The organism is Klebsiella sp. RCJ4 (assembly GCF_009025755.1).
Lineage (GTDB): Bacteria > Pseudomonadota > Gammaproteobacteria > Enterobacterales > Enterobacteriaceae > Klebsiella > Klebsiella michiganensis.
This window is the reverse complement of the sequence record NZ_WCIN01000042.1, coordinates 132,459-156,269: the sequence shown is the minus strand read 5'-3', so window position 1 is coordinate 156,269 and position 23,811 is coordinate 132,459. Positions and strand designations below refer to the sequence as shown.

Genomic DNA, 23,811 nt, shown 5'->3' with positions numbered 1-23,811 from the left:
CAAATTAACGATACATGTCGTCGATAAACTCAACGCCGGTCTCATCCAGTGATTTTTTGACCCAAAGGCGATTCGCGGTGCCGTTTTTGGCGGCCTCTACTTTGCTGGCATCGAATTTTGCATACTCTTTGGCTTTATTCAGTACGGCTTCTGCGTCGCCGAGGGGAATAACAATCACGCCATCCGCATCGCCGACGATCAGGTCGCCCGGACAAACCGCGACGCCGCCAACGGCGATCGGCGTGTTCACCTCCCCTGGACCTTGTTTAAACGGGCCTGCGGGGTTAGAGCCGGTAGCGAACAGCGGAAAATCGAGAACCGACAGCGCATCGATATCGCGGATAGGCCCGTCCAGCACGATACCGGCGATTTTTTTCATGCAGTGGGCATAGGCCACCATGATTTCGCCCATTAATGCCCGCGAACGGTCGCCTTCGTTGGAGACCACAATCACATCGTTCTCACCCGCCATATCCAGCGCGGCGTGCAGCATCAGGTTATCGCCCGCGCGGACTTTCACGGTGATGGCGAACCCCGCCATAATCGGCTTTTTCGGCGAAGAGATACGTTTAATGCCGTTACCCAGAACGGCAATACGGTTCATGGTGTCAGCAATATTCGCCGCCGGGAGCTGTTCAAATTCTTTAAGAAGATCGACGCTGCTGGTCGGACGCTTTAAAAAAATACGGTTACCAATAGTCATTTTTTTCTCCTTAAAAACCCGGGACCGGCCAGGACGGTTTCTTACCGGATAAGACTTCATCAATGCCAATCGCGGAATGGAGCGAGGCTCTGTCGGTCGCTTCAATGGTGGCGGCGCCAATATGCGGGGCAATCACGATATTGCTTAGCGAGAAAATCGGGTCGTTGGCATCAAACGGCTCTTTCTTTAAAACATCCACGCCCGCCCCGGCGATAGCGTGGGTGCTCAAGGCGTGATACAGCGCTTTTTCATCAACCAGCTTCCCGCGCGCGGTATTAATGAAATAGGCGGTAGGCTTCATCATGGAAAACTGTTTCTCTCCGACAAAACCGGTGGTTTCCGCCGTCGTCGGACAGTGCAGAGAAACGAAGTCGCTCTCTTTGAAAATACGGTCAAAATCGTTGGTAAGCTCTACGCCTTCGGGGATCTGCTGCTGGGTTTTATACGGGTCATAGGCGATAACTTTCATATTAAAGCCATGCAGCGCTTTGATTGCCACGCGTGAACCGATATTCCCGACGCCAATTAAACCCAGCGTTTTTCCATCCAGCTCCACTTTTGGCGTGCGCAGTTTCGCCCAGTAATAATCTTCAAGCATCTTTTCCTGTACCAGCTTGAAATTACGCGAGCAGTGCAGCATATAAAATATGGCCAGTTCGGCAACGGACATGCTGTTAGCAATTGGCGCATTTAATACCACGACGCCGTGACGTTTAGCCGACGCCAGATCGACCGTATCGTAACCGGCACCGTGACGCGCAACGACTTTCAGCTTTTTAGCCGCTTCAAATACGCGGTCGGACATTTTTGAAAGGCGGACGATAATACCGTCGCAATCGACGATGTCGCGAATGATATCTTCTTCTTCCATCCCTGAGCCGTTAATCAGTTGATAACCGCGGCTTTCCAGATATTCTCTCCCTTCTGCCATGATTTCCTGCGGGAGTAAAATTTTGTACGTCATTTAACTATCTCCAGTGTTGATTACGTGGAGGTAATTGCATGGCGTGTGCCATACATTCATGCAAGATGTGTATTTTTTGTAATGCTTTGATATATATGTGTATTTTGTTTTTGTGGTCAACGAGTTGTGGTGATGTTCTTCACATACCTGAACGCCGGAGTGAGGCCGGTTATTTAATTGTGAAATGGCTGAAATGCATAATTAAATGTGCGAATGGCGAGCTTCACACTTTATTTTATTTATATACGGAGAGCATTTTCTTGTAGCGATTGACATTGCCCGGTGGACAACTTAAAACGTAAGCCAAAGGTTAATCGGGAGAGGTTTCGGCAATGAATAAATCACAGGTGGAGATATTCATGCTTATGGTTCGGGAGGGGAGTGTTCATTTTGTATCGCAGCGGCTGAGTATTGCGCCTTCGTTGATAACAACCAGCGTATGTGCGCTTGAAAATGAACTGGGTTTCAACCTGATTAAGCGCGGCAGGAATATCAGAAAAGTTATCTTAACGGAAAAAGGACACGCTTTTTATCGGCTTGCTCCAGAGTTACTGAGATTGCTTAATGCGATTGCGGATATTCGGGCGGGAATAAAACAGCCCGGCAAGTCCTCCCCGCCGGGCAAAATAATCAGTTCAGCCCCAGGAAATACTGGGCAATTTTGAAGTAGATAATCAGTCCGGTACCGTCGATAAGGGTGGCGATAAACGGCGCTGAAACTACAGCCGGGTCGATGCCGACGCGTTTGAGCGTCAGGGGGATCACCGACGACACCACCGCGCTCCACAGGGTAATGCATACCAGCGTCAGGCTGACAATCAGGGTGATCTCCATGCCGATGCCCATCATCCAGGCGCGCAGGCAGCCCGCCAGGCCGAGCGTAATGGCAATCAGCAGCGAGGTTGAGACCTCTTTACGGATTACGCGTCCCATATCGCGCAGCCGCACCTCGCCGAGCGCCATGGAACGCACGAGGGTGGAGGTGATCTGCGTCCCGCTATTGCCGCCGGTACCAATCAACAGCGGAATGAAAAAGGCCAGCGCAATCGCCGACTCCAGCGCTTCCTCAAAATGCTGCAACACGCTGCTGGTATAGGCTTCGGCGACAAACAGCAGCAGCAGCCATACCGAACGTTTTTTCCACAGCGCCCACGGGCTGGTTTCCAGGTAGGGCTTTTCCAGCGGCAGCGTCGCGCCCTGACGCTGAGCATCCTCGGTCACGTCATCTTCCAACAGATGCGCGATCTCTTTTTCCATCAGGCAGCCGACCAGCTCGCCTTTTTCGACCACCGGCACGAGGTCGAGCCCGCGCTCGGCCAGCTCGGCGACCACCTGCGGCCGCGGGTCGTCAGGCCTGACGCGAAACAGGCAGCTATCCATTAAATAACGAATGGACTGGGCGGTATCGCTCTCCTGCAGCAGCTTTTTAATCGATAAACTGCCGCGCAGTTTTTTCCCGGCGACGACAAAAACCTGGCCGGGGATCTCATCGCTGGCCAGCTGAGAAACGAACAGCTCACGCGCTTCATGAACGCTGAAATGTTCCGGCAGGGTAATGAAATCGGTACGCATGTACTGGGCGATCGCGTCGCCGTCGAACGCTGCGGTAGCCTGATGTGCGGCGCACAGTTGAATGGAAGACATGGTGTAATTCCCTATAAAAAATCACTCATAGGGGCGAACAAGACAGGATGAGCACAGGCAGATCCCTACGTCCTGGTTTTAGCACTGCACAACGTATCTGCCCGGCATGAATGCCGTCAGAAGTTACCTTGGCAACACCTTGATTCGATGGAAGCCTGTATTTCCCTGAGTGGTCTCTCTCGATACCAACAGGGCGGTAACTTATGTTTATGCAGGAGCCTCGCCATAACGAGATCGTTAAATGAGGCCTGATTATTCGCGAAGAGAGATGATTAACCAAGCATATAATTCATGTGGTTTATTAATTGTTGAGAAAAGGCGAAAGTTTATTGCGATCAGGGCGATACGGGGATTTTTCCCTCTTAGGGTGAACAAAATTTTTTCAAACTATACTTAGCAATGGATGCGTTATAAATGCTATTTCCCGCGAGATTGTTGGTTGAAAAAACTGAGGTGACCCATCGTATAAGCGATATTTAAGAGGAACGCTGTTATGTTGAAAAGCAGGATTAATCTTCAGGTTATTATCTGGACGACGCTCATTGGAGGGTTCATTAGCTCTCTGGTGAAGTCGGGAACGGAAGCTAATATGCCGCCCCGCGTGGCGGGCGAGATATCGCCCCCGGCGGCGCATATCGACGCCTGGCTCGGCTGGCTTGGCATTAATTCACACTCGCTGGACTACGTTTATCAGGGGGTGACAATCCCCGGCGCCGTCATGCTTTACCACTGGCTGTTCAGCTTTGCTTTTGCCTTTCTCTATGTCTTCATTTCCGCATACTGGCCGAAAATCCGGCTTTGGTACGGCGCGGCCTATGGTCTGATTATTACTCTCGTTATGCACGGCTTCCTCATTCCCGCGCTGGGCTTCAGGCATCCCGCCTATTTAAACGGGGAAACCGGGTGGCTGTGGAACCTGAATGGCTACGAGCTGTGGAGCGAAACCCTCGGACATATTTGCTGGTCGTTTTCGATTGAAATCAGCATGATTGCCGTTCTTGCCCTGCTGGCAAAACCGATACGAGGCGCATGGGCCAACGAGTCGCCATAATGGCGTTAGTCCCGATCGCGCGTTAAAGAGTCATTTATCGCATCCCACTGCTATGAGTGGGGTGACTCCTTCTCCGTTGGCAAACACTGCAAATGGCCGTGGCGCACGCCGCGCTGGGCGATAACGTCATCGGCAAAATGCTGAACGTCGCCCATATCGCCTTTCAGCACGGCGATTTCCAGACAGTCGTCATGGTTGATATGTACGTGGAGGGTGGCGACGGAGAGGTCGTGGTGGTGATGCTGGGTGGAAACTAAACGGCTGGCTAAATCGCGCTTCTCATGTTCATAAACATAGGAGAGTACCGCGAAGCCCTGGGTGCTGTGCTCCTGAGCGCTTTCCTGGGCCAGCGCGCCGCGCAGAATATCGCGGATGGCTTCGGAGCGATTATGATAGCCGCGGCGCTGGCTCAGGCTATCCAGCGTGTCGAGTAAATCGTCATCAAGAGTAATCGTGATACGTTGCATCTGTTTTAAACCTTATTACGGCGCACGGGAAAGGCGGGAAGTACCGCATTTTGTAACACGCGACCGGCGTGGGAAGAAAACGTTAATTTGTCGCCCACGACCTGCGTCTCAACGATTTGCCCCTCATCCATCACCATCACCCGCTGGCAAAAACGCTCCACCAGACGTAAGTCGTGGGTGATAAACAGACAGGCGGTGCCAAACTGTCGCTGAAGCTTTTTGAGCAGACCAATGACGCCCGCCTGGAGCACCAGGTCGAGGTTAGACACCGCCTCATCAAGGATCAGCAGCTGCGGCTCAACCGACAGCGCGCGCGCCAGGCAGACGCGCTGTAGCTGTCCGCCGCTCAGCTGCGGGGGGCGCTTATCGAGCATGCCATCATCGAGATCCACCGCCCTGAGCATGTCGCTTGCCCGCGCCAGCTGTTCCGCTTTCGTCAATGACAGCAGATGTCGCATGGGTTCACGCAAAATCTCGCGTACCGTTTTACGCGGATTCACCGCGCTGATGGCGTCCTGAAACACCATCTGAATATCCCGACGGAACGCCTTTTGCTTGGCGCGATTGAGCCGGGAGAGCGGTTCTCCCCGCCAGCAGACGCTGCCCTGAGTGGGGGATTCCAGGCCAACGAGCAGGCGCGCCAGGGTGCTTTTCCCGCAGCCGCTGCGTCCCAGCAGGGCAACGGTTTCACCGCTTTTCAGCGCTAAAGAGACCTCTTTTAGCACCGTTGAATCGGTATATTGATGGGTTATCGCGGATACGCTCAGTAATGTCATCAGGCCAGCTCCAGTCCGTAGAGGGCGAGATGCGCCGCCACCAGGCTGCGGGTGATGCTGTGCTGCGGAGCGTTGAACAGGCTTTCGACATCCCCCTGTTCCACAATGCAGCCGCTATCCATCACCGCCACATCGTCCGCCAGCCGCGCCACGACGCCCATATCGTGAGTGACCAGCAGCATCCCGGGCCCACGGTTTTGCATAACACCTGCCAGCAGATCGAGAATGCGCGCCTGGGCCACGGCGTCCAGGTCGGTGGTGGGTTCATCGGCAATGATAAACGGCGCCTCGCACAGCAGCGCCATGGCAATCATCATCCGCTGCAGCATGCCGCCGCTCATCTCGAACGGATAAAGCTTCAGGACGCGCTGCGCCTCCTCCAGCCCAACGGCTTCCAGTACCGCCGTAAGCGTGGCGTCGTCTGCGGGTTTACCCAATGCCCGGCAGGTTTCCCGCGCGTGGGTCGCCATGGTGTGCAGCGGATTAAAGGCGCTGCGCGGGTTCTGCATAATGGTGGCGATTTTGCTGCCGCGCAGCTCGCCGGGGGAGACCGGCTGGCCGTCGGCGAGGATCATCCCCGCCGTTTGCCGTACGCCGGGAGGCAAAATGCCCAGCGCCGCCGCGCAGGTTAGCGATTTTCCGCTGCCGCTGCCGCCAACCAGCGCCAGCACGCGCCCGCGTTTGAGCGTCAATGATACGCCGTGCACCAGCGGACGCTCGGCCTGTAAGACGATGTTTTGCAGTGTAATTTGTTGCGGCATTAGTGGGCGTGCTCCGCGATCAGATGAGGATCCAGGCGATCGCGCAGCGCGTCGCCCACCATGTTGAAGGCCATGACGGTGATAAACAGCGCCAGTCCCGGCCAGAACATTTGCAGCGGCTGGGTCCAGATATACTGGCGGGCGTCGTTAATCATCACCCCCCACTCGGCGGTTGGCGCGGTGACGCCGAGGCCGAGAAACGACATCCCGGCGACGTGCAGCATCATATGCCCGATATCCAGGGTCGCCAGCACCAGCAGCGACGGAATGACCGCGCCGGCCAGATGGTCGACGAATACCCGCACGTGTCCCGCGCCGGAAAGCCGCGCGGCGAGCACAAATTCGCGCTGGCGCAGGGAGATTGTCAGGCTGCGCACCATCCGCGCATACCACGCCCAGTGCGACAGGGCGATGGCGATAATTACGTTGGTCAGCCCGGTTCCCAGTACCCCCACCATAAAGAAAGAGAGGATTGAGGTCGGGAAGGTCATAAACAGATCCGCGATGCGCATGGTGGCCTGATCGACGCGGCCGCCGATAAGCCCGGCGCAGCCCCCGACGAGGAGTCCCAGCGCCAGCACCAGCAGCAGGCAGGCCATCACCGAGCCGAGCGATACGCGGGTCGCCGCCAGCAGACGCGAGAAGATATCGCGCCCCAGATGATCGGTACCGAGCCAGTGCTGGCTGCCGGGCGGCAGCAGGCGCGAAGGCAGATCGATCGCCTGCGGATCGTACGGCAGCCACCACTGGCTGGTGAGCGCAACGACCGCCAGCAGGGCGATGATAAGCAAAGAAATGCGGACGGACCCGCGTGAAGAGAGGAAAAAGTTCACGAGCGCGCTCCTTCATGGCAGCGAATGCGCGGGTCCAGCGCGGCGTTCAGCAGATCAACCATCAGGTTACAGACCACAAAAACGATCACCATCATCAGGGTGAAACACTGAATCACCGGATAATCGCGATTAAAAATCGCCGAGACGGCGTAGCGGCCCACGCCGGGCCAGGCAAAGATATTCTCGATAATCATCGTGCCGCCAATCAGCTCGCCGATATGCATCCCCACGGCGGTAATCATCGGCAGCGAGGCGTTGCGCAGAATATGGCGGCGCTCGGTTTGCCTGTCGTTCAGGCCGCGCAGTCTGGCCCAGGTTACGTGACGCTGCCCGGCGACTTCCAGCATGCTGGCGCGCAGCAGGCGGGCGTTGATCGCCAGCGACATAAAGGCGATCGACACCGCCGGCAGAATGATGTGCTGCCAGCCGCCATAGCCCATCGCCGGCAGCCATTGCAGATAAACCGAAAAGAACATCACCAGCAGGAAAGCCAGCCAGAAGTTGGGCATCGACACGCCGAGAAAAGCGATGATCCGCACAATAAAATCCGGCAGGCGGTCGCGGTGCCGCGCCGCCCAGATGCCCAGCGGTACGGAAGTGAGGAGGATCAGCACCAGCGCGGCGCCGGCCAGCTGCAGCGTGGCGGGCAGAAAGCTCAGCATGTCATCCAGTACCGGACGCTGGGTGGCGAACGAAACGCCAAAATCCAGATGCAGCGCCTGCCACAGCCAGCTGCCGTACTGGACGATAAGCGGCCGCTCCAGCCCCAGCATCGCGCGGGTTGAGGCCACCATCTCCGGCGTCGGCGGCAGGTTTGACAGGCGCAAATAGTCCAGCGCCGGGTCACCGGTGCCCAGGCGCAGCATTAAAAAGATAATCACCGAGGCGGCGAAGATCATCGGTATCAGCAGCGCGACCCGCCGCAGCGCGTAACGTAACATCAGGGTTTCACCGGCTTAATCTGTTCAAACGGAATTTCAGACGCGATCGGCGCGTAGGGAATCGCCCCCAGCTCCGGTCTGGCGACCACCATCATCGAGACGTAACTGATGGGCAGATAGACCGCATCGTTGTGCAGTCGGGTCAGCAGGTCTTTGTACAGCGCCTGACGCCGCGTTTCATCGGTGGTTATCAGCACCTCGCCGATTTCTTTATCAATAATCGGTTTGTCGGCTAATCCCTGCTGCGCCTGAAAATCGGCGTGCGACGGTACGCGCATCGAACTCATAAAGGCGTGCGGATCGTAGGGGGCGCCCCAGGTACGGTTGAAAATCATGCCGAAGCGACCATCGCGCTGGCGGGCATAAATACTGCTCTCTTCCTCGCCGACCAGCGCCACGTCCACGCCAACCTGGCGCATATCGGCCTGAATGATTTCCGCCATCGATTTGCTTAGCGCGTCGGTACCGATAAACGACAGCTCAACGCGCAGCGGCAGGCCGTTTTTCTCGCGAATATCCTTACCCGCAGGCAGGACCCAACCCGCGTTTTCCAGCAGCGCCTTCGCCTGCTGCGGATCGTACCGGCGCGGCGTCAGGCCAATATCGGCATAGGGCACGGTGGGGGCGAACAGCGTATCGGCCACCTGCTGAGTGCCGTACAGGGCGTTATCAATCAGCGATTTTTTATTCACCGCAAAGTTCAGCGCTTCGCGCACCGCTAGCTCGTTGGTGGGGGCTTTGGCGGAGTTCAGCGCCAGCATCACCGTCTCTATCGGGCGGGAAAGCTGGGTACGGTAGGCCGGGTTGTGGCTGAAGCGGTCGAAGGTGTCGAGCGGCAGCAGCCCTTCGTTGCCGTAGAGCAGGTCAATATCGCCGGTTTCAAAGGCCACCGCGCGGGTCGTCGGGTCCGGGATCACCTTGACGGTAATTTTTTCAATCTGCGGCTTTTCGCCCCAGTAGCGCTCGTTACGCACCAGCACGTCGTACTGATTGAGTTTTGATTCCTTCAGCAGCCACGGACCGGTGCCAATCGGCGCTTTAATGCCGTGCAGGGTCTCATTGTCTTTGAACTGCGACGGGGCGATAAAGCGGAAAGGGCGCGGCAGCGCCAGCTCCTGTAAGAACGGATAATAGGCGCTTTTCAGGGTGATTTGCAGCTGGTTTTTGTCGAGCGCGTTGACCTCGACGATCTGATTAACCAGCTCCAGCCAGGCGTGGCGCTGGCGGTTATCGAGCACCACGCGGAAGTTCTCCGCGGCGGCATGGGCGTCAAACGCTTCGCCGTTGGAAAATGTCACGTCATCGCGCAGGGTGAAGGTCCAGACTTTGCCGTCCGCCGAGTGGGTCCAGCTTTTTGCCAGCCAGGGTTTCACCGAGCCATCCGCCTGATACTTTACCAGCGGCTCATAGACCATGCTCTGGGCGTACATCTGGTTGGGCGTATAGAGGTGCGGGTTGAGCGGCCCCACGTTGACCGGCCAGGCGGTGGTGATTTCATTGGACGCGGCGCAGGCCAGCAAAGGGGCGCAGGCGAATAGCGCCAGCAGGGTGGTGCGGATAATAGACAAGGCTTTTTCTCAGCGACAGGAAAGTATGACGATTTTAAAGATTCATCATACTTTCGGCGTAAGCTGGATCAATATCGGGCCTGAAAGTATAAGAAAACGGTATATCTCTTTTGGCTGTATGAGCTTACGAACCCGCCTGCAGCCCGGCTAAACGCAGCGCAAGCCGGGAAGCATCAGCTTCGGCACATTTCCCGGAGGCGATGCTGCGCATCTGTCCGGGCTACCGGCTCGCAGACGGCGGGGAACCCGTAGCCCGGGCAAGGCGCGTTAAGCGCCGCCCCCGGGAGCAGACCGCAGAGAGGCTGAATTTCCCGGAGGCGATGCTGCGCATCTGTCCGGGCTACCAGACCACAGACGGCAGGGAACCTGTAGCCCGGGCAAGGCGCGATAAGCGCCGCCCCCGGGAGCAGACCGCAGTGATTCTGTAGCCCGGCTAAGCGCAGCGCGAGCCGGGTAAACAAGCCCATCAGGGCGCTCTGAACAGATCCAGCAGCGTGGCGACCTGCTCATCAATAGGTGTTAAATCACGCTTAACGATCAGGTGCAGCGGCGTTGCCCGCCGCGCGCCGTGTCCCAGCGGCAGCGCCTTCAGCACCCCTTGTTGAAGCTGTGGGCCAATGCGCTCTTCCGGCAGCCAGCCAAATCCGACCTGATACAGCACCGCATCGATGGCGGCATCAATAGTGGAAAACGTCCATGCATCGCGGGAAGATTGCGGGTCGTTGCTGCGGTCGGCGATGCGCACCAGCGGCCAGGGGGCCAGCGCGCTGTCGTCCAGCGGCCCCGCCAGTGCGGAGAGTGGATGATCGCGATGGGCGACGGCGACAAAATCAATGTTCATCAGCCATTCGCCGCGGCCGGTAATATCCTGACGGCGGGTCAGCACCATCACGTCCGCCTCGGTGCGGGCCGGATGCTCTTCCTCAACGTTTTCCAGCACTTCGGTCAACCTGACCTGAGTTTGCGGGTAGCGCTGTTGAAACTGGCGCAGAATGGCGAACAGCCGCTGGCGTGGGAAAATGCTGTCGACCACCAGATCCAGCCGGGTCCGGGCGCCGTCTCGCAGGGTGGCGGCATGGGTTTCGACATAAGAGAAGGCCTGCAGCAGCGGCTTAACCTGGCCGAGCAGCAGCTCGCCTGCCGGGGTCAGCACCGCGCGACGGCCCGATGGCGTCAGCAGCGTAACGCCCAGCCGCTCCTGCAACAGCGCGAGATTATAGCTCACCGACGACTGGCTGCGGTGGGTCTCGTCCGCCGCCTTCGCGAAGCTACCCAGCTCGACAACTTTCTCCAGCAGCGCCCATTGTTCCAGCGTAGTCTTGTGCATAATCCATCTAAAAAGTGAATGGGTTTAATCCAAACATAGCGTTATTCATCCATTTTTTAAAGCAGTATGCTTGTTCTCAACAAACAGAGGAGAACAGATTATGAGCACATTCGACAAACATGACCTGAGCGGTTTTATCGGTAAACATCTGGTTTATACCTATGATAATGGCTGGAACTACGAAATTTACGTTAAAAACGGCACCACCCTGGATTATCGCATTCACAGCGGTATCGTGGCGAATCGTTGGGTGAAAGATCAGCAGGCTTACATCGTTCGCGTCGGCGAAAGCATCTACAAAATTTCCTGGACCGAACCGACCGGTACCGACGTGAGCCTGATCGTTAACCTCGGCGATAAGCTGTTTCACGGCACCATCTTTTTCCCGCGCTGGGTAATGAATAACCCGGAGAAAACCGTCTGCTTCCAGAACGATCATATTCCGCTGATGGTCTCTTATCGTGAAGCCGGTCCGGCTTATCCGACAGAAGTGATTGATGAGTTTGCCACCATCACTTTTGTGCGCGATTGCGGCGCGGATAATGACGAAGTGATTAATTGCCCGGCTAATGAATTACCTGACAACTTTCCTGCCAACCTGTAATCATTTTGAAATAGTTTCGTGATTCGACTGGATTTTTTATATTTGCTGAACGATGTTTAAAGATAGCTTATTGGAATCTGGTTGAGCATCCGTTTACTTTTCGCCAATGCGTTCCCGCTATTTCTCCGTCAAGCGGGAACGCTATAGCGCCTTTTTCTGCAATAAATTCCAACCTATCTCAATGATTTTTAACAAAATCATCATGCATATCTAATTAATATTAATTTCTTAATATTATCCTAAGCAAAGCTGACTAAATTTAATAACATCTGAATACAAAATAATGAAATGCGCCATCGGACTGATTTCGCTTTCATTTTCATTTTGTTTAGGTCAGCAGGTGCAGGATATTTCTTATCGACCCGTTTTTTCGCGGGTCATTCACAGAACAGGAACATGATGAGCGATTTTTTGCCGTTTTCGCGCCCGTCGATGGGCGACGCAGAGCTGGCTGCGCTGCGTGAAGTTTTGCAATCGGGCTGGATCACCACTGGACCGAAAAATCAGGCGCTGGAAGAGGCGTTCTGCACGTTAACCGGCAACCGTCACGCCATCGCCGTCAGTTCGGCGACCGGCGGCATGCACGTCACGCTGATGGGGCTGGGTATCGGTGCGGGTGATGAAGTGATCACCCCTTCCCAGACCTGGGTCTCCACGCTGAACATGATCTGCCTGCTCGGCGCGACCCCGGTGATGATCGATGTCGATCCCGATAACCTGATGATTACCCCCGAAGCGGTTGAAGCGGCAATCACCCCGCGAACCAAAGCCATTATCCCTGTGCACTATGCTGGCGCACCGGCGGATATTGACGCCATTCGCGCGATTGGCGAGCGTCACGCTATTCCGGTGATTGAAGATGCCGCCCACGCGGCGGGGACGTACTACAAAGGCCGCCACGTCGGGTGGCGCGGTACCGCCATTTTTTCATTCCATGCGATCAAGAATATGACCTGCGCCGAAGGCGGGCTGGTGGTAACCGACGATGACGAGCTGGCCGCGCGCATTCGCAGCCTGAAGTTCCACGGCCTCGGCGTTGACGCTTATGACCGCCAGACCCTGGGCCGCGCGCCGCAGGCGGAGGTGATTTCGCCGGGCTTTAAATACAATCTCGCGGATATCAACGCCGCGCTGGCGCTGGTGCAGCTGGATAAGCTCGCCCACGCCAATCAGCGCCGCGCCGCCATTGCGCAACGCTATCTGCGCGAGCTGGCGGATACGCCCTTCAGGCCGCTGGTGGCGCCGTCGTGGGAGCATCAGCACGCCTGGCACCTGTTTATTATCCGCGTTGACGAAGCCGCCTGCGGCATCAGCCGCGATGCGCTGATGGAAAGACTGAAGGCCATGGGCATTGGCACCGGCCTGCACTTCCGCGCGGCCCATACGCAAAAGTATTACCGCGAGCGTTTCCCTGAAGTTTCATTACCGCATACGGAATGGAACAGCGCGCGCATTTGTTCCATTCCGTTGTTCCCGGATATGACCGATGACGATGTCACTCGGGTCATTTCCGCACTGCACCAGCTGTCAGGACGTTGATATGTTTAGCTACCCTCCCGTGAAAAAGGTCTCGGTCGTTATTCCTGTGTATAACGAACAGGAGAGCCTGCCGGAGCTTATCCGCCGCACCGACACCGCCTGCGCGACGCTCGGACGGCAATATGAAATTCTGCTGGTCGACGACGGCAGCAGCGACGACTCGGCGCGAATGCTCACCGAAGCCGCCGAGGCCGAAGGCAGCCACGTGGTGGCGGTCCTGTTGAACCGCAACTATGGTCAGCACTCGGCGATTATGGCGGGCTTCAGCCACGTTACCGGTGACCTGATCATTACCCTTGATGCCGACCTGCAAAACCCGCCGGAAGAGATCCCGCGCCTGGTCGAGAAGGCCGATGAGGGCTACGACGTGGTCGGTACCGTGCGCCAGAACCGCCAGGACACCTTCTTCCGTAAAAGCGCCTCGAAGATGATCAACCGCCTAATCCAGCGCACCACCGGTAAAGCGATGGGCGACTATGGCTGCATGCTGCGCGCCTATCGCCGCCATATCATCGACGCGATGCTCAACTGCCATGAGCGCAGTACGTTTATCCCGATTCTGGCGAACACTTTTGCCCGCCGGGCGGTTGAGATCCCGGTGATGCACGCCGAGCGCGAATTCGGCGATTCTAAATACAGCTTTATGCGCCTGATTAACCTGATGTACGACCTGGTGACCTGCCTGACCACCACGCCGCTGCGCCTGCTGAGCCTGTTCGGCAGCGTCATCGCTCTGCTGGGCTTCGCCTTCGGCCTGATGCTGGTAGTGCTGCGTCTGGTGTTTGGTCCCCAGTGGGCGGCGGAAGGGGTGTTCATGCTGTTCGCGGTGCTGTTCATGTTTATCGGCGCCCAGTTCGTCGGGATGGGCCTGCTCGGGGAGTATATCGGCCGCATCTATAACGATGTCCGCGCCCGCCCTCGCTACTTTATTCAACGTGTTGTTCGCCAGCCGGAAACGGCATCTCAAGAGGAAGATCGTTCATGAAAGCCGTAGTCTTCGCTTATCACGATATGGGTTGTGCAGGTATTCAGTCTCTGCTGGATGCCGGTTATGACATCGCCGCTATTTTTACCCATCCGGATAACCCTGGCGAAAACCATTTTTTTGGCTCCGTGGCGCGTATTGCCGCTGAGCAAGGCATCCCGGTATGGGCGCCGGAAGATGCGAATCATCCGCTGTGGATCGAACGTATTCGTGAGATTAAACCGGACGTGCTGTTCTCGTTCTACTACCGCAACCTGCTGTGCGATGACATTTTGAATATTGCGCCGCAGGGGGCTTTTAACCTGCATGGTTCACTGCTGCCAAAATACCGCGGCCGCGCGCCGCTGAACTGGGTGCTGGTGAACGGCGAAAGCGAAACCGGCGTGACGCTGCACCGTATGGTTAACCGCGCCGATGCCGGCAATATCGTGGCGCAGAAAAGCGTCGCGATCGGCGCGGATGACGCGGCGCTGGCGCTGCACCGTAAGCTCTGTTCCGCGGCGTCGGAACTTTTGGCTCAGGCGCTGCCCGCCATCCGCGACGGCAAAACCGAAGAGCGCGCCCAGGATGAAAGCCAGGCGACTTACGTCGGTCGCCGTACGCCGGAAGACGGTCGCCTCGACTGGGAACGCTCGGCCCAGACGCTGCACAACCTCGTCCGTGCGGTCTCCGATCCGTGGCCGGGCGCGTTCGGCTACGCCGGCGCGAACAAGTTTATCGTCTGGAAATCCCGCGTGCGCCACGATCTGGCCGCCGCCAAAGCGGGGACGGTGATCTCCGTTGCGCCGCTGGTGGTCGCCTGCCAGGAAGGGGCGTTAGAAATCGTTACCGGGCAGACCGAGCGCGGCGTTTATATGCAGGGTACGCAGCTGGCGCAGGCGCTTGGCCTGGTTGCCGGCGCGGTGCTGAGCAGCAAACCGGTGGTGGCGATTAAGCGCCGTACCCGCGTGCTGATCCTCGGGGTGAACGGCTTTATCGGCAACCACCTGACCGAGCGTCTGCTGCAGGACGACAACTACGAGATTTACGGCCTGGACATTGGCTCCGACGCTATCAGCCGCTTCCTCGACAACCCGCGCTTCCACTTCGTTGAAGGCGATATCAGCATTCACTCCGAGTGGATCGAGTACCACATTAAGAAGTGCGACGTGGTCCTGCCGCTGGTGGCGATTGCCACGCCAATCGAATATACCCGCAACCCGCTGCGCGTGTTTGAGCTGGATTTCGAAGAGAACCTGAAGATTATCCGCGACTGCGTGAAATACGATAAGCGCATCATCTTCCCGTCGACCTCGGAAGTGTACGGCATGTGCACCGACAATAACTTCGATGAAGATACCTCCAATCTGGTGGTCGGGCCGATTAACAAACAGCGCTGGATCTACTCGGTCTCCAAGCAGCTGCTGGACCGCGTGATCTGGGCCTACGGCGATAAGAACGGCCTGAAGTTTACCCTGTTCCGTCCGTTTAACTGGATGGGGCCGCGCCTCGATAACCTCAACGCCGCGCGCATCGGTAGCTCTCGCGCCATCACCCAGCTGATCCTGAACCTGGTTGAAGGTTCGCCGATCAAGCTGATTGAGGGTGGTAAGCAGAAGCGCTGTTTTACCGATATCAGCGACGGTATCGAAGCGCTGTTCCGCATCATTGAGAACAAAGACGGCCGCTGCGACGGGCAGATCATCAACATCGGCAACCCGGATAACGAAGCGAGTATCAAAGAGCTGGCGGAAATGCTGCTGGCCTGCTTTGAACGCCATCCGCTGCGCGACCGCTTCCCGCCGTTTGCCGGGTTCCGCGAAGTGGAAAGCAGCGATTACTACGGTAAAGGCTACCAGGACGTCGAACATCGTAAGCCGAGCATTCGCAACGCGAAGCGCTGCCTGAACTGGGTGCCAACGGTGGAAATGGAAGAGACCGTGGAACACACCCTGGACTTCTTCCTGCGCACGGTTGAGCTGACGGACAGCGGAAAATCATGAAACAGGTCGGCTTACGCATAGATGTCGATACCTTTCGCGGCACGCGGGACGGGGTCCCGCGGCTGCTGGCTCTGCTGAGCCAGCACGGGATTCAGGCAAGCTTCTTTTTCAGCGTCGGGCCGGACAACATGGGGCGCCATATCTGGCGCCTGATAAAACCGAAGTTTCTGTGGAAGATGCTGCGCTCAAAGGCCGCGTCGCTGTACGGCTGGGATATCCTGCTGGCCGGTACCGCCTGGCCAGGGCGCAGGATCGGCGCCGGGAATGAGGACGTTATCCGCGCCGCCGCGCAGGAGCATGAAGTCGGCCTGCACGCCTGGGATCACTATAGCTGGCAGGCGTGGAGCGGCGTCTGGCCGCAGGAAAGGCTGACGCTGGAGGTTGAACGCGGGCTGCTGGAGCTGGAGCGGATTATCGGTCGCCCGGTCACCTGTTCCGCCGTTGCCGGCTGGCGTGCCGATCAGCGGGTGATCAAAGCCAAAGAGGCTTTCGATTTCCTCTATAACAGCGACTGCCGGGGGACCGGGCCTTTTCTGCCGCAGCTGGGGAACGGCGCGCCGGGAACCGTGCAGATCCCGGTAACCTTACCGACCTGGGATGAAGTGGTGGGCAACGCGGTGGATAGTGCGGGCTTCAACCGCTATCTGCTGGACTGCATCCATCGCGACGCGGGGACGCCGGTCTATACCATCCATGCCGAAGTGGAAGGCATCGCCTTCGCGGAGCAGTTTGATGAACTGCTGACCATGGCCGCACAGGAAGAGATCCGGTTTTGCCCGCTAAGCCAGCTGCTGCCCGCCGATTTTAGCGTGCTGCCGCGAGGTAAAGTGGTTCGTGGTGAACTGGCCGGCCGGGAAGGCTGGCTTGGACGTGAACAATTACTCAATTCGGGTGTTTGATGAAAAGCATTCGCTACGGCGCCTCTCTGGTCGCCCTTTTTGTCCTCTACTATTTACTGCCGCTTAACTTCCGCCTGCTCTGGCAGCCTGATGAAACCCGCTACGCGGAGATCAGCCGCGAAATGCTGGCGACCGGCGACTGGGTGGTGCCGCATTTCCTCGGGCTGCGCTACTTTGAAAAGCCCATTGCCGGCTACTGGATCAACAGCATCGGCCAGTGGCTATTCGGCCACAATAATTTTGCCGTCCGCTTTGGGGTGGTGTTTTCCATTACCGTCACCGCTCTGCTGGTCGCCTGGCTGGCATGGCGTCTTTTCCGCGATAAACGCGTCGCGATCCTGTCACCGGCGATCTTCCTGACCACGCTGCTGGTCTACGGTATCGGCACCTACGCGGTGCTCGACCCGATGATCACCATGTGGATGGCGCTGGCGATGTGCAGCTTCTGGGGCGCGGCGCAGGCCCAAAGCCGCGGCGGCAAAATTCTCGGCTATGTTTTACTCGGCGTGGCCTGCGGGATGGGGGTGATGACCAAAGGCTTCCTCGCGCTGGCGGTGCCGGTGGTCGGGGTACTGCCGTGGGTGATTGCGCGTAAGCGCTGGCGCGAAGTGTTGACTTACGGCTGGCTGGCGGTGGGCGTCTGCGCGCTGGTGGTGCTGCCGTGGGGTCTTGCCATCGCCAAACGCGAGCCGGACTTCTGGCGCTACTTCTTCTGGGTGGAGCATATCCAGCGTTTCGCGGAAAAAGATGCCCAGCATAAAGCGCCGTTCTGGTACTACATTCCGTTCCTGATTGCCGGCAGCCTGCCGTGGCTGGCGCTGCTGCCGGGTGCGCTCAAGCGCGGCTGGACCGAACGCGATGAGTCGCGCGGTGCGCTCTATTTGCTCGGATGGGTGGCGATGCCGTTCCTGTTCTTCAGCATTGCTAAGGGTAAACTCCCAACCTATATCCTGCCCTGTTTTGCTCCCCTGTCGATTCTGATGGCGCGCTACGCGCTGGACGCGGCGAAGGCGGGGGCGAAGGCGCTGAAAATTAACGGCGCGATCAACCTGGCCTTTGGCCTGATTGGCCTGGTCGCCGTGCTGGTGGTTTCGCCGTGGGGCTTTATGCACAAGCCGGTATGGAGCCATATTGAGCTCTATAAGTGCCTGCTGGCGGCGCTGATATTTGGCTGCTGGGCGCTGATGGGCTGGCTGGCGATGAAGGACAACGGCCGCCGCTGGACCCTCGCCGCCTGCTGCCCGCTCGGGCTGGCGCTGCTGGTGGGCTTCGCTATCCCGGATCGGGTGATCGACAGCAAGCAGCCGCAGTTCCTGGTGGATATCGTCAGCGAATCGCTGACCCCGAGCCGCTACGTGTTGACCAATAACGTCGGTATCGCCGGCGGGCTGTCGTGGGAGCTCAAGCGCAGCGATATCATTCTGTTCGACAAGCAGGGCGAGCTGAAGTACGGTCTCTCCTGGCCGGACGCGCAGCACCAGTTTGTCGATCAAGCCCATTTTGCTGACTGGCTAGCGACGCACCGCCAACAGGGCCCCGTCTCGCTGGTTCTGCTGATGGATAAAGGAGAAAGTATGGCTGATTTAGCGCTACCGAAACCGGATAGCTCCTACGAGCTTGGGCGCGTGGTATATATCCAGTATCTGCCGCAATGAGCGTCTGGATCTGTCTGGTTTTCGCCAGCCTGCTGAGCTGCGCCGGACAGCTGTGCCAGAAACAGGCGACCCGCCCGTCCAAATCCGGGCGGCGCGGGTACCATATCCTTGGCTGGCTGGGGCTCGCGCTGCTCTCTCTCGGCTGCAGCATGCTGCTGTGGCTTAGCGTGCTGCAGTCGATCCCGGTCAGCATCGCCTATCCCATGCTGAGCCTGAACTTCGTCTGGGTGACGCTGGCGGCGTGGGGGATCTGGCGCGAGCCGGTCGCGCGTCGCCACTGGCTTGGCGTGGGTCTCATCGTCGTTGGGATCGTTATTCTCGGGAGCCGTATCTGATGGGCTTAATCTGGGCGTTATTCAGCGTCGGCCTGGCGAGCGGCGCGCAGCTGCTGCTGCGCAGCGCGATGGTCGAGCTCCCGCCGCTGACGGAGATATTCACCTTCCTCAACCATCTGCTGCATCTGCGGGCGGGCACGTTTGGCCTGGCGTTCGGGCTTATGGGTTACCTGCTGTCGATGGTCTGCTGGTACTTCGCTCTGCATCAACTGCCGCTGGCGAAAGCCTACGCGCTGCTGAGCCTGAGCTACATCCTGGTATGGGCCGCCGCCATCTGGCTCCCCGGCTGGCATGAACCTTTCCACTGGCAATCGCTGCTGGGCGTGCTGCTGATTGTCGCCGGGGTGCTGACGATCTTCTGGCCGGTGAAGCGGCTCAATTAGCCTGGCTAATATCACTGTTTCTTCCCGGTGGCGCTGCGCCGCTCGGGCTGCGGAGTTGAGCCGGCTGCTGGCCGGTAGCCCGGACAGATGCGCAGCATCGCCTCCGGAAAGTGTGGCGGGGCTGATGATTGGCATTGAATCTTTCCGGTGGTGCAGTGTTGACCGCGCTACGGGAGCGTGCAGTCTGGTGCCGGTTGCCCGCAGGGCTTGATTTTACGAGCGAACCCGGCTGATGTTCGCGGTGGTCAAAAGAAATGGTGTTGGCGTGCAGACCGCGAGGCTGAGCGATCCTATCTGAATCTGGCTCACCGACAGCGCGGAGGGCTGCGTGCTGTCGATACTGCGCATTTGCCAGGCGCTTCCGCCGTACTGCTTGATGATGGCTTCTTTGCGTGTCCAGATCCGCCAGAAGGCAGCTATCTGCCGTTCCGGGGGGATAGCCTCGATCTCAGCCTGTTCGCGGGGGCTAAAAACCGCGCTTACCAACGCGCGCCAGTTATCGCGCTGGCGTACAACTTCGATATCGCAACCCACTTCACCTTCGTCGCTCAGCAGTAACGCGATATCGTCGTTGCTGTGGCTCAGATTGAACCACAGTGGCGTACCGGCCGAGAAAGCAGGTTTGCCCTGTTCGCTATAGATAATTTCCGGCAGTGGCGAAACGGCATGGGAAAGCAGGGCACGCCCGGCCAGCCAGCGAGTTTGGCCGGCGCCCTGAGGCGCGCAGGAGATCAATGCAGACGGCAGATCGCCTGCGCTTAAGGCCGACACGTTTCCCAGAAAAAGCCGGTACATTTCAGGGCCAGCGCTGGATGATAATAGAGGTGTTAATGCCGCCAAAGGCAAAGTTGTTGCTTTGCAGAAACTCACAGTCAATTTTGCGGGCTTCACCCATGATGTAATCCAGTGCGCCGCAGTTGGCATCCGGATGATGCAGGTTCAACGTTGGCGCAAACCAGCCTTCGCGCATCATATGCAGGCTCATCCAGGCTTCCAGCGCACCGCAGGCACCCAGGGTATGGCCAAAATAACTTTTCAGGGAAGAGAAGGGGACGTTGTTACCATAAATCGCCTCTGTTGCCAGGCTTTCTGCAATATCACCGCGATCGGTCGCCGTTCCGTGAGCGGAAATATAGCCAATATCCAGAGCACTCAGGCCTGCTATTTTCAGTGACTGCTCCATGCATATCTGCATGGTTTCTCGCTGCGGTTGGGTTATATGCGCCGCGTCGCAGTTGGTGGCGAAACCGATAATCTCACCGTAGATGGTCGCACCGCGCGCTTTGGCGTGCTCCAGTTCTTCCAGGATCAGCGTGCCTGCGCCTTCGCCAATCACCAGACCATCGCGTTGTTCATCGAACGGGGAAGGGGTGGTTTTGGGGGCATCATTACGCTGGCTGGTGGCGAATAAGGTATCAAACACTGCCGCTTCCGACGGACATAGCTCTTCTGCGCCGCCAGCCACCATTACTGTTTGATATCCGTGACGAATCGCTTCCCATGCGTAACCAATCGCCTGGCTGCCTGAGGTACAGGCACTGGATGTGGGGATAACGCGACCGCGCAATCCGAAAAACAGCCCGGTGTTGACGGCGGTGGTATGCGGCATCATCTGTACGTAGGTGGTGCCGGTGATGTTATTGGTGTGTTTTTCGGTCAGCATAGTGGCGAATTCACTCACTGGTCCGGTGCTGCCGGTTGAGGAGCCATAGGCGATACCAGTTTCGCCGTTGGTTAGCACTGCCTCGCCAATTAGCCCTGCCTGCTCCAGCGCCAGTTCAGTGGCGCGAGTGGACATCAGCGATACGCGGCCCATGGAGCGAATACGCTTACGGGTATAATGCTCCGGTGGGGTGAAATCATCGACCGGCGCGCCCAGCAGCGTATGCAGGCCGTCATAAACCTGCCACTCCGGCATTTTGCGTACTGCGTTCTCGTAGTCAAGCAGTCTGGTGGAAACGGCCTGCCAGCTTTCTCCAAAGGCGGTGACACCGCCCATGCCTGTAATCACCACTCTACGCGTCATAACATCCCTCCATTGATGGAAATCACCTGACGGGTCACGTAGCCCGCCACATCCGACATTAAATAGCTGGCAAGCCCGGCCACTTCGTCCGCATGGCCCATCCGTTTCATGGGGATCATCGACATCGCCTCTTTAAGCGCGGCCTCTTCCATTTCGATCATCCCGGTGTCGATAAGCCCCGGTGCGATGCAGTTGACGGTAATTTTGCGTTTTGCCAGCTCAGTTGCCAGCGCTTTCGTCGCCCCGATAATCCCCGCTTTGGCCGCGCTGTAGTTAACCTGGCCCCGATTGCCCATTACGCCGGAAACCGAAGAAAGCGTAATGATTCGCCCGCCCTTACGCGCGCTAATCATTGGCATGATGCACGGCTGAATAACGTTGTAGAAGCTATCCAGATTGGTGTGGATCACCGTATCCCAGTCGTTATCGCTGAGCGCCGGGAAGGCCGCATCGCGTGTGATACCAGCATTGCTCACCACGCCGTACCACGCGCTATGTGCCTCGATATCCTGCTCTAACACCTTGCGGCACTGCTCGCGGTTGGCGACGTCAAACGTCAGCAGGCGGCCAGCGCCGCCTGCGGCGAGAATCGCATCCAGCGTCTCCTGCGCGCCCTGCGCATCGCGATGATAATGGACGCCAACAATAAAGCCGTCCGCTGCCAGTTGGAGGGCGATAGCGCGACCGATTCCCTTGCTGGAGCCGGTAACCAAAACTGAACGATTCATGCGGACGCTCCTTGTTGAAATAGGGTGTTAAGTTCTTCAGATGTTGGCTGGAAGGTGTTAACCCTGCCAGTAGCCAACGTCTCTTCGCCAGCGGCGATCGTGCATTCAAAGCTGCCGAAGCGCTCATCCTGCATCAGCAACGTGACGGAGACATTCAGCGTTAATCCGGCGGGAACAATCCCCGCCGCGCAGACCAGTTCACGCGCGCCGAGTACCATACCTAAGGAAATACTCTCTTGTCCCTGCCGGTGGCGGTGCCAGCCTGACCAGACGCCAACGGTTTGCGCCATAAGCTCCAGGGCAAACCAGCCGGGGAGATGGCCTTCTGCATCGAGAAAGGGGGCCAGCGTGCCATTGGCCGATACCGTGACTCGGCAGAGGGTGGAGTCGTCCGTCACATTTACCACTTCATCAAGCAGCAGCATTGGCTCGTCGTGCGGCAGGTATTCGCCGGGGGGTAAATAGTCGCTCATGAGATCCTCCCGAGCAGAATACTGGCGTTATTGCCGCCAAAGGCAAACGAGTTTGACAGGATAACTGGACGTTCAAGCGGCTGCGGCTGCTCGATGATACCGCAGGGCGGCAGCGTTTCGTCGCGTGGCGAGGAGCTAAAATTCTGCGGCGGTAGTGGCAGGTTGCGTTGCAAAATTAGCATACCGATCGCCGCTTCGGTGATCCCTGCCGCACCCAGCGTGTGGCCGGTTAGGTGTTTAGTGGAACTGCATGGCACCGTTTCGCCGAACAGTTCGTGCACCACTCTGGATTCAATCTGGTCGTTAAGCGGCGTGGCGGTACCGTGCAGATTGATGTAGCCCACCTGCTCTGGCGTGATTCCTGCGTCGTGCAGCGCCTGATGAATGGCGCGGATCGCTCCTTCACCTTGTGGATGCGGCGCTGAAATATGGTATGCGTCGCTCGACTCGCCCACGCCCAGTAAAGCAATAGGCTGCGGTTCACGAGTCAGCAGCATCAACGCGGCACCTTCACCAATAGTAATGCCATTGCGGTCACGACCGAACGGCTGGCACAGCGTTGGGGAGAGGGATTCCAGACTGTGGAAGCCATTGATCGGCATTCGGCTCAGCGTATCCGCACCGCCGACAATCGCGACGTCCGCTAGCCCGGCTTCAAGCAGGCGGCGTCCGCTAATTATTGCCCGGGCGCTGGAAGAGCAGGCGGTTGACAGCGTGAATGCCGGGCCAGCCAGTGCCAGCCAGCGGCTAAGAAAGCGCGATGGGTCTCCCAGCTCTTGTTGCGGGTACTGCCAGGCCGCGCTTTCCTGTCCGTTAAGCGTCAGATTAACGTGCGTATCGCCTTCATCAAGTCCAGAGGTACTGGTACCCAGTATCACGGCAATCCGGTCCCGTCCGTACTGCGTAATAGCCTTATCGACCTGCGGCTGAATGTGTTTAAGCGCCGCCAGTAGTAATTGATTATTGCGCGAACGATGGGCGCTGAACTCATCGGGAATGACCGGCAGTTCGCCATCTACACCGGCTAATACCGCGTGCGGATGTCCCCGAAGCCAGCCCGAACGAGGGCGCATACCGGGTGCCACGCCGCGCATCAGGTTGGCGGCAATTTCATTGTTATCGCTACCCAGCGCGTTGATCATGCCGACGGCAGAAATATAGATCATT

The 23,811-nt window shown here is 57.9% G+C and carries 25 protein-coding genes and 1 riboswitch; of the genes, 10 read left to right on the top strand and 15 right to left on the bottom strand.

The features are described from left to right. Window positions 1–4 precede the first annotated feature (4 nt). Window positions 5–703 carry an RraA family protein gene (locus tag F8562_RS21600; protein WP_014227136.1) on the bottom strand — a complete coding sequence of 233 codons (699 nt, stop codon included), beginning with the start codon at window positions 701–703 and terminating at the stop codon, window positions 5–7. Between the two features lie 10 nt (window positions 704–713). Further along, window positions 714–1,667, bottom strand: coding sequence for a hydroxyacid dehydrogenase (locus tag F8562_RS21595; RefSeq protein WP_014227135.1), 954 nt, complete (start codon window positions 1,665–1,667; stop codon window positions 714–716). Window positions 1,668–1,999: 332 nt separating this feature from the next. Between F8562_RS21595 and F8562_RS21590 the strand changes: the two genes are divergently transcribed. After that, window positions 2,000–2,332, top strand: a complete 333-nt coding sequence (locus F8562_RS21590; protein ID WP_038422952.1) for a LysR family transcriptional regulator — start codon at window positions 2,000–2,002, stop codon at window positions 2,330–2,332. Here the strand turns inward: F8562_RS21590 and F8562_RS21585 are convergent. Further along, window positions 2,298–3,311: a magnesium transporter gene (locus F8562_RS21585; RefSeq protein WP_004855147.1), complete on the bottom strand. Its 1,014-nt coding sequence runs from the start codon at window positions 3,309–3,311 to the stop codon at window positions 2,298–2,300. The two genes, F8562_RS21590 and F8562_RS21585, sit on opposite strands and share 35 nt — an antisense overlap. A 56-nt stretch (window positions 3,312–3,367) precedes the next feature. Then, window positions 3,368–3,551: riboswitch (M-box (ykoK) riboswitch) on the bottom strand. A 253-nt stretch (window positions 3,552–3,804) separates the two neighbouring features. Between F8562_RS21585 and F8562_RS21580 the strand changes: the two genes are divergently transcribed. Beyond that, window positions 3,805–4,362: a YagU family protein gene (locus tag F8562_RS21580; protein ID WP_014227134.1), complete on the top strand. Its 558-nt coding sequence runs from the start codon at window positions 3,805–3,807 to the stop codon at window positions 4,360–4,362. Window positions 4,363–4,412: 50 nt separating this feature from the next. Here F8562_RS21580 and nikR read toward each other — a convergent pair whose 3' ends face one another. From nikR to F8562_RS21540, 7 genes are all read right to left on the bottom strand, one after another. Next, window positions 4,413–4,829 carry a nickel-responsive transcriptional regulator NikR gene (nikR, locus tag F8562_RS21575; protein WP_014227133.1) on the bottom strand — a complete coding sequence of 139 codons (417 nt, stop codon included), beginning with the start codon at window positions 4,827–4,829 and terminating at the stop codon, window positions 4,413–4,415. A gap of 5 nt (window positions 4,830–4,834) precedes the next feature. Then, entirely contained in the window at window positions 4,835–5,605 is a 771-nt protein-coding gene (gene nikE / locus F8562_RS21570; RefSeq protein ID WP_014227132.1) for a nickel import ATP-binding protein NikE, read from the bottom strand. Beyond that, a complete protein-coding gene (gene nikD / locus F8562_RS21565) occupies window positions 5,605–6,366 on the bottom strand; it encodes a nickel import ATP-binding protein NikD (RefSeq protein WP_014227131.1) in 762 nt (253 codons plus the stop codon). Before nikD ends, nikE begins: the two co-directional genes overlap by 1 nt. Then, complete coding sequence (gene nikC, locus F8562_RS21560) at window positions 6,366–7,199, bottom strand: nickel ABC transporter permease subunit NikC (protein WP_014227130.1); 834 nt, start codon at window positions 7,197–7,199, stop codon at window positions 6,366–6,368. The genes nikD and nikC overlap by 1 nt, the downstream gene beginning before the upstream one ends. After that, complete coding sequence (gene nikB, locus F8562_RS21555) at window positions 7,196–8,140, bottom strand: nickel ABC transporter permease subunit NikB (RefSeq protein ID WP_014227129.1); 945 nt, start codon at window positions 8,138–8,140, stop codon at window positions 7,196–7,198. Before nikB ends, nikC begins: the two co-directional genes overlap by 4 nt. Next, entirely contained in the window at window positions 8,140–9,708 is a 1,569-nt protein-coding gene (gene nikA / locus F8562_RS21550) for a nickel ABC transporter substrate-binding protein (protein WP_014227128.1), read from the bottom strand. The genes nikB and nikA overlap by 1 nt, the downstream gene beginning before the upstream one ends. A 466-nt stretch (window positions 9,709–10,174) precedes the next feature. Beyond that, window positions 10,175–11,035 (bottom strand): LysR family transcriptional regulator, encoded by an 861-nt coding sequence (locus F8562_RS21540; protein ID WP_014227126.1) that lies wholly within the window; start codon window positions 11,033–11,035, stop codon window positions 10,175–10,177. Between the two features lie 97 nt (window positions 11,036–11,132). On the opposite strand from F8562_RS21540, the gene F8562_RS21535 reads away from it, so the two are divergent. From F8562_RS21535 to arnF, 8 genes are all read left to right on the top strand, one after another. Further along, window positions 11,133–11,639, top strand: a complete 507-nt coding sequence (locus tag F8562_RS21535) for a phenolic acid decarboxylase (RefSeq protein ID WP_025106840.1) — start codon at window positions 11,133–11,135, stop codon at window positions 11,637–11,639. A 399-nt stretch (window positions 11,640–12,038) separates the two neighbouring features. Further along, window positions 12,039–13,178, top strand: coding sequence for a UDP-4-amino-4-deoxy-L-arabinose aminotransferase (gene arnB / locus F8562_RS21530; protein WP_004855110.1), 1,140 nt, complete (start codon window positions 12,039–12,041; stop codon window positions 13,176–13,178). 1 nt (window position 13,179) lies between these two features. Continuing rightward, a complete protein-coding gene (gene arnC, locus F8562_RS21525) occupies window positions 13,180–14,163 on the top strand; it encodes an undecaprenyl-phosphate 4-deoxy-4-formamido-L-arabinose transferase (protein ID WP_004126208.1) in 984 nt (327 codons plus the stop codon). After that, window positions 14,160–16,145 (top strand): bifunctional UDP-4-amino-4-deoxy-L-arabinose formyltransferase/UDP-glucuronic acid oxidase ArnA, encoded by a 1,986-nt coding sequence (gene arnA / locus F8562_RS21520; protein ID WP_014227124.1) that lies wholly within the window; start codon window positions 14,160–14,162, stop codon window positions 16,143–16,145. Before arnC ends, arnA begins: the two co-directional genes overlap by 4 nt. Then, window positions 16,142–17,044 (top strand): 4-deoxy-4-formamido-L-arabinose-phosphoundecaprenol deformylase, encoded by a 903-nt coding sequence (arnD, locus tag F8562_RS21515; RefSeq protein WP_014227123.1) that lies wholly within the window; start codon window positions 16,142–16,144, stop codon window positions 17,042–17,044. The genes arnA and arnD overlap by 4 nt, the downstream gene beginning before the upstream one ends. Next, the gene (arnT, locus tag F8562_RS21510) at window positions 17,044–18,699 is read left to right on the top strand and encodes a lipid IV(A) 4-amino-4-deoxy-L-arabinosyltransferase (protein WP_014839720.1); all 1,656 of its coding nucleotides are present in this window, start codon (window positions 17,044–17,046) and stop codon (window positions 18,697–18,699) included. Before arnD ends, arnT begins: the two co-directional genes overlap by 1 nt. After that, on the top strand, window positions 18,696–19,034 hold the full coding sequence (gene arnE / locus F8562_RS21505; protein ID WP_014227121.1) for a 4-amino-4-deoxy-L-arabinose-phosphoundecaprenol flippase subunit ArnE: 339 nt from the start codon (window positions 18,696–18,698) through the stop codon (window positions 19,032–19,034). Before arnT ends, arnE begins: the two co-directional genes overlap by 4 nt. Continuing rightward, complete coding sequence (gene arnF / locus F8562_RS21500; protein WP_014227120.1) at window positions 19,034–19,417, top strand: 4-amino-4-deoxy-L-arabinose-phosphoundecaprenol flippase subunit ArnF; 384 nt, start codon at window positions 19,034–19,036, stop codon at window positions 19,415–19,417. Before arnE ends, arnF begins: the two co-directional genes overlap by 1 nt. A 213-nt stretch (window positions 19,418–19,630) precedes the next feature. Here arnF and acpT read toward each other — a convergent pair whose 3' ends face one another. Genes acpT through F8562_RS21475 form a run of 5 tightly spaced genes read right to left on the bottom strand, consistent with a single transcriptional unit; the run spans window position 19,631 to window position 23,810 of the window. Next, window positions 19,631–20,212 carry a 4'-phosphopantetheinyl transferase AcpT gene (gene acpT / locus F8562_RS21495; RefSeq protein ID WP_014227119.1) on the bottom strand — a complete coding sequence of 194 codons (582 nt, stop codon included), beginning with the start codon at window positions 20,210–20,212 and terminating at the stop codon, window positions 19,631–19,633. A 1-nt stretch (window position 20,213) separates the two neighbouring features. Continuing rightward, window positions 20,214–21,443 carry a beta-ketoacyl-ACP synthase gene (locus tag F8562_RS21490; protein WP_014227118.1) on the bottom strand — a complete coding sequence of 410 codons (1,230 nt, stop codon included), beginning with the start codon at window positions 21,441–21,443 and terminating at the stop codon, window positions 20,214–20,216. Next, window positions 21,440–22,171 (bottom strand): 3-ketoacyl-ACP reductase FabG2, encoded by a 732-nt coding sequence (locus F8562_RS21485; protein WP_014227117.1) that lies wholly within the window; start codon window positions 22,169–22,171, stop codon window positions 21,440–21,442. Before F8562_RS21485 ends, F8562_RS21490 begins: the two co-directional genes overlap by 4 nt. Beyond that, a complete protein-coding gene (locus tag F8562_RS21480) occupies window positions 22,168–22,644 on the bottom strand; it encodes a 3-hydroxy-fatty acyl-ACP dehydratase (protein ID WP_014227116.1) in 477 nt (158 codons plus the stop codon). The genes F8562_RS21485 and F8562_RS21480 overlap by 4 nt, the downstream gene beginning before the upstream one ends. After that, window positions 22,641–23,810: a beta-ketoacyl-[acyl-carrier-protein] synthase family protein gene (locus tag F8562_RS21475; RefSeq protein ID WP_014227115.1), complete on the bottom strand. Its 1,170-nt coding sequence runs from the start codon at window positions 23,808–23,810 to the stop codon at window positions 22,641–22,643. The genes F8562_RS21480 and F8562_RS21475 overlap by 4 nt, the downstream gene beginning before the upstream one ends. Window position 23,811 lies beyond the last annotated feature (1 nt).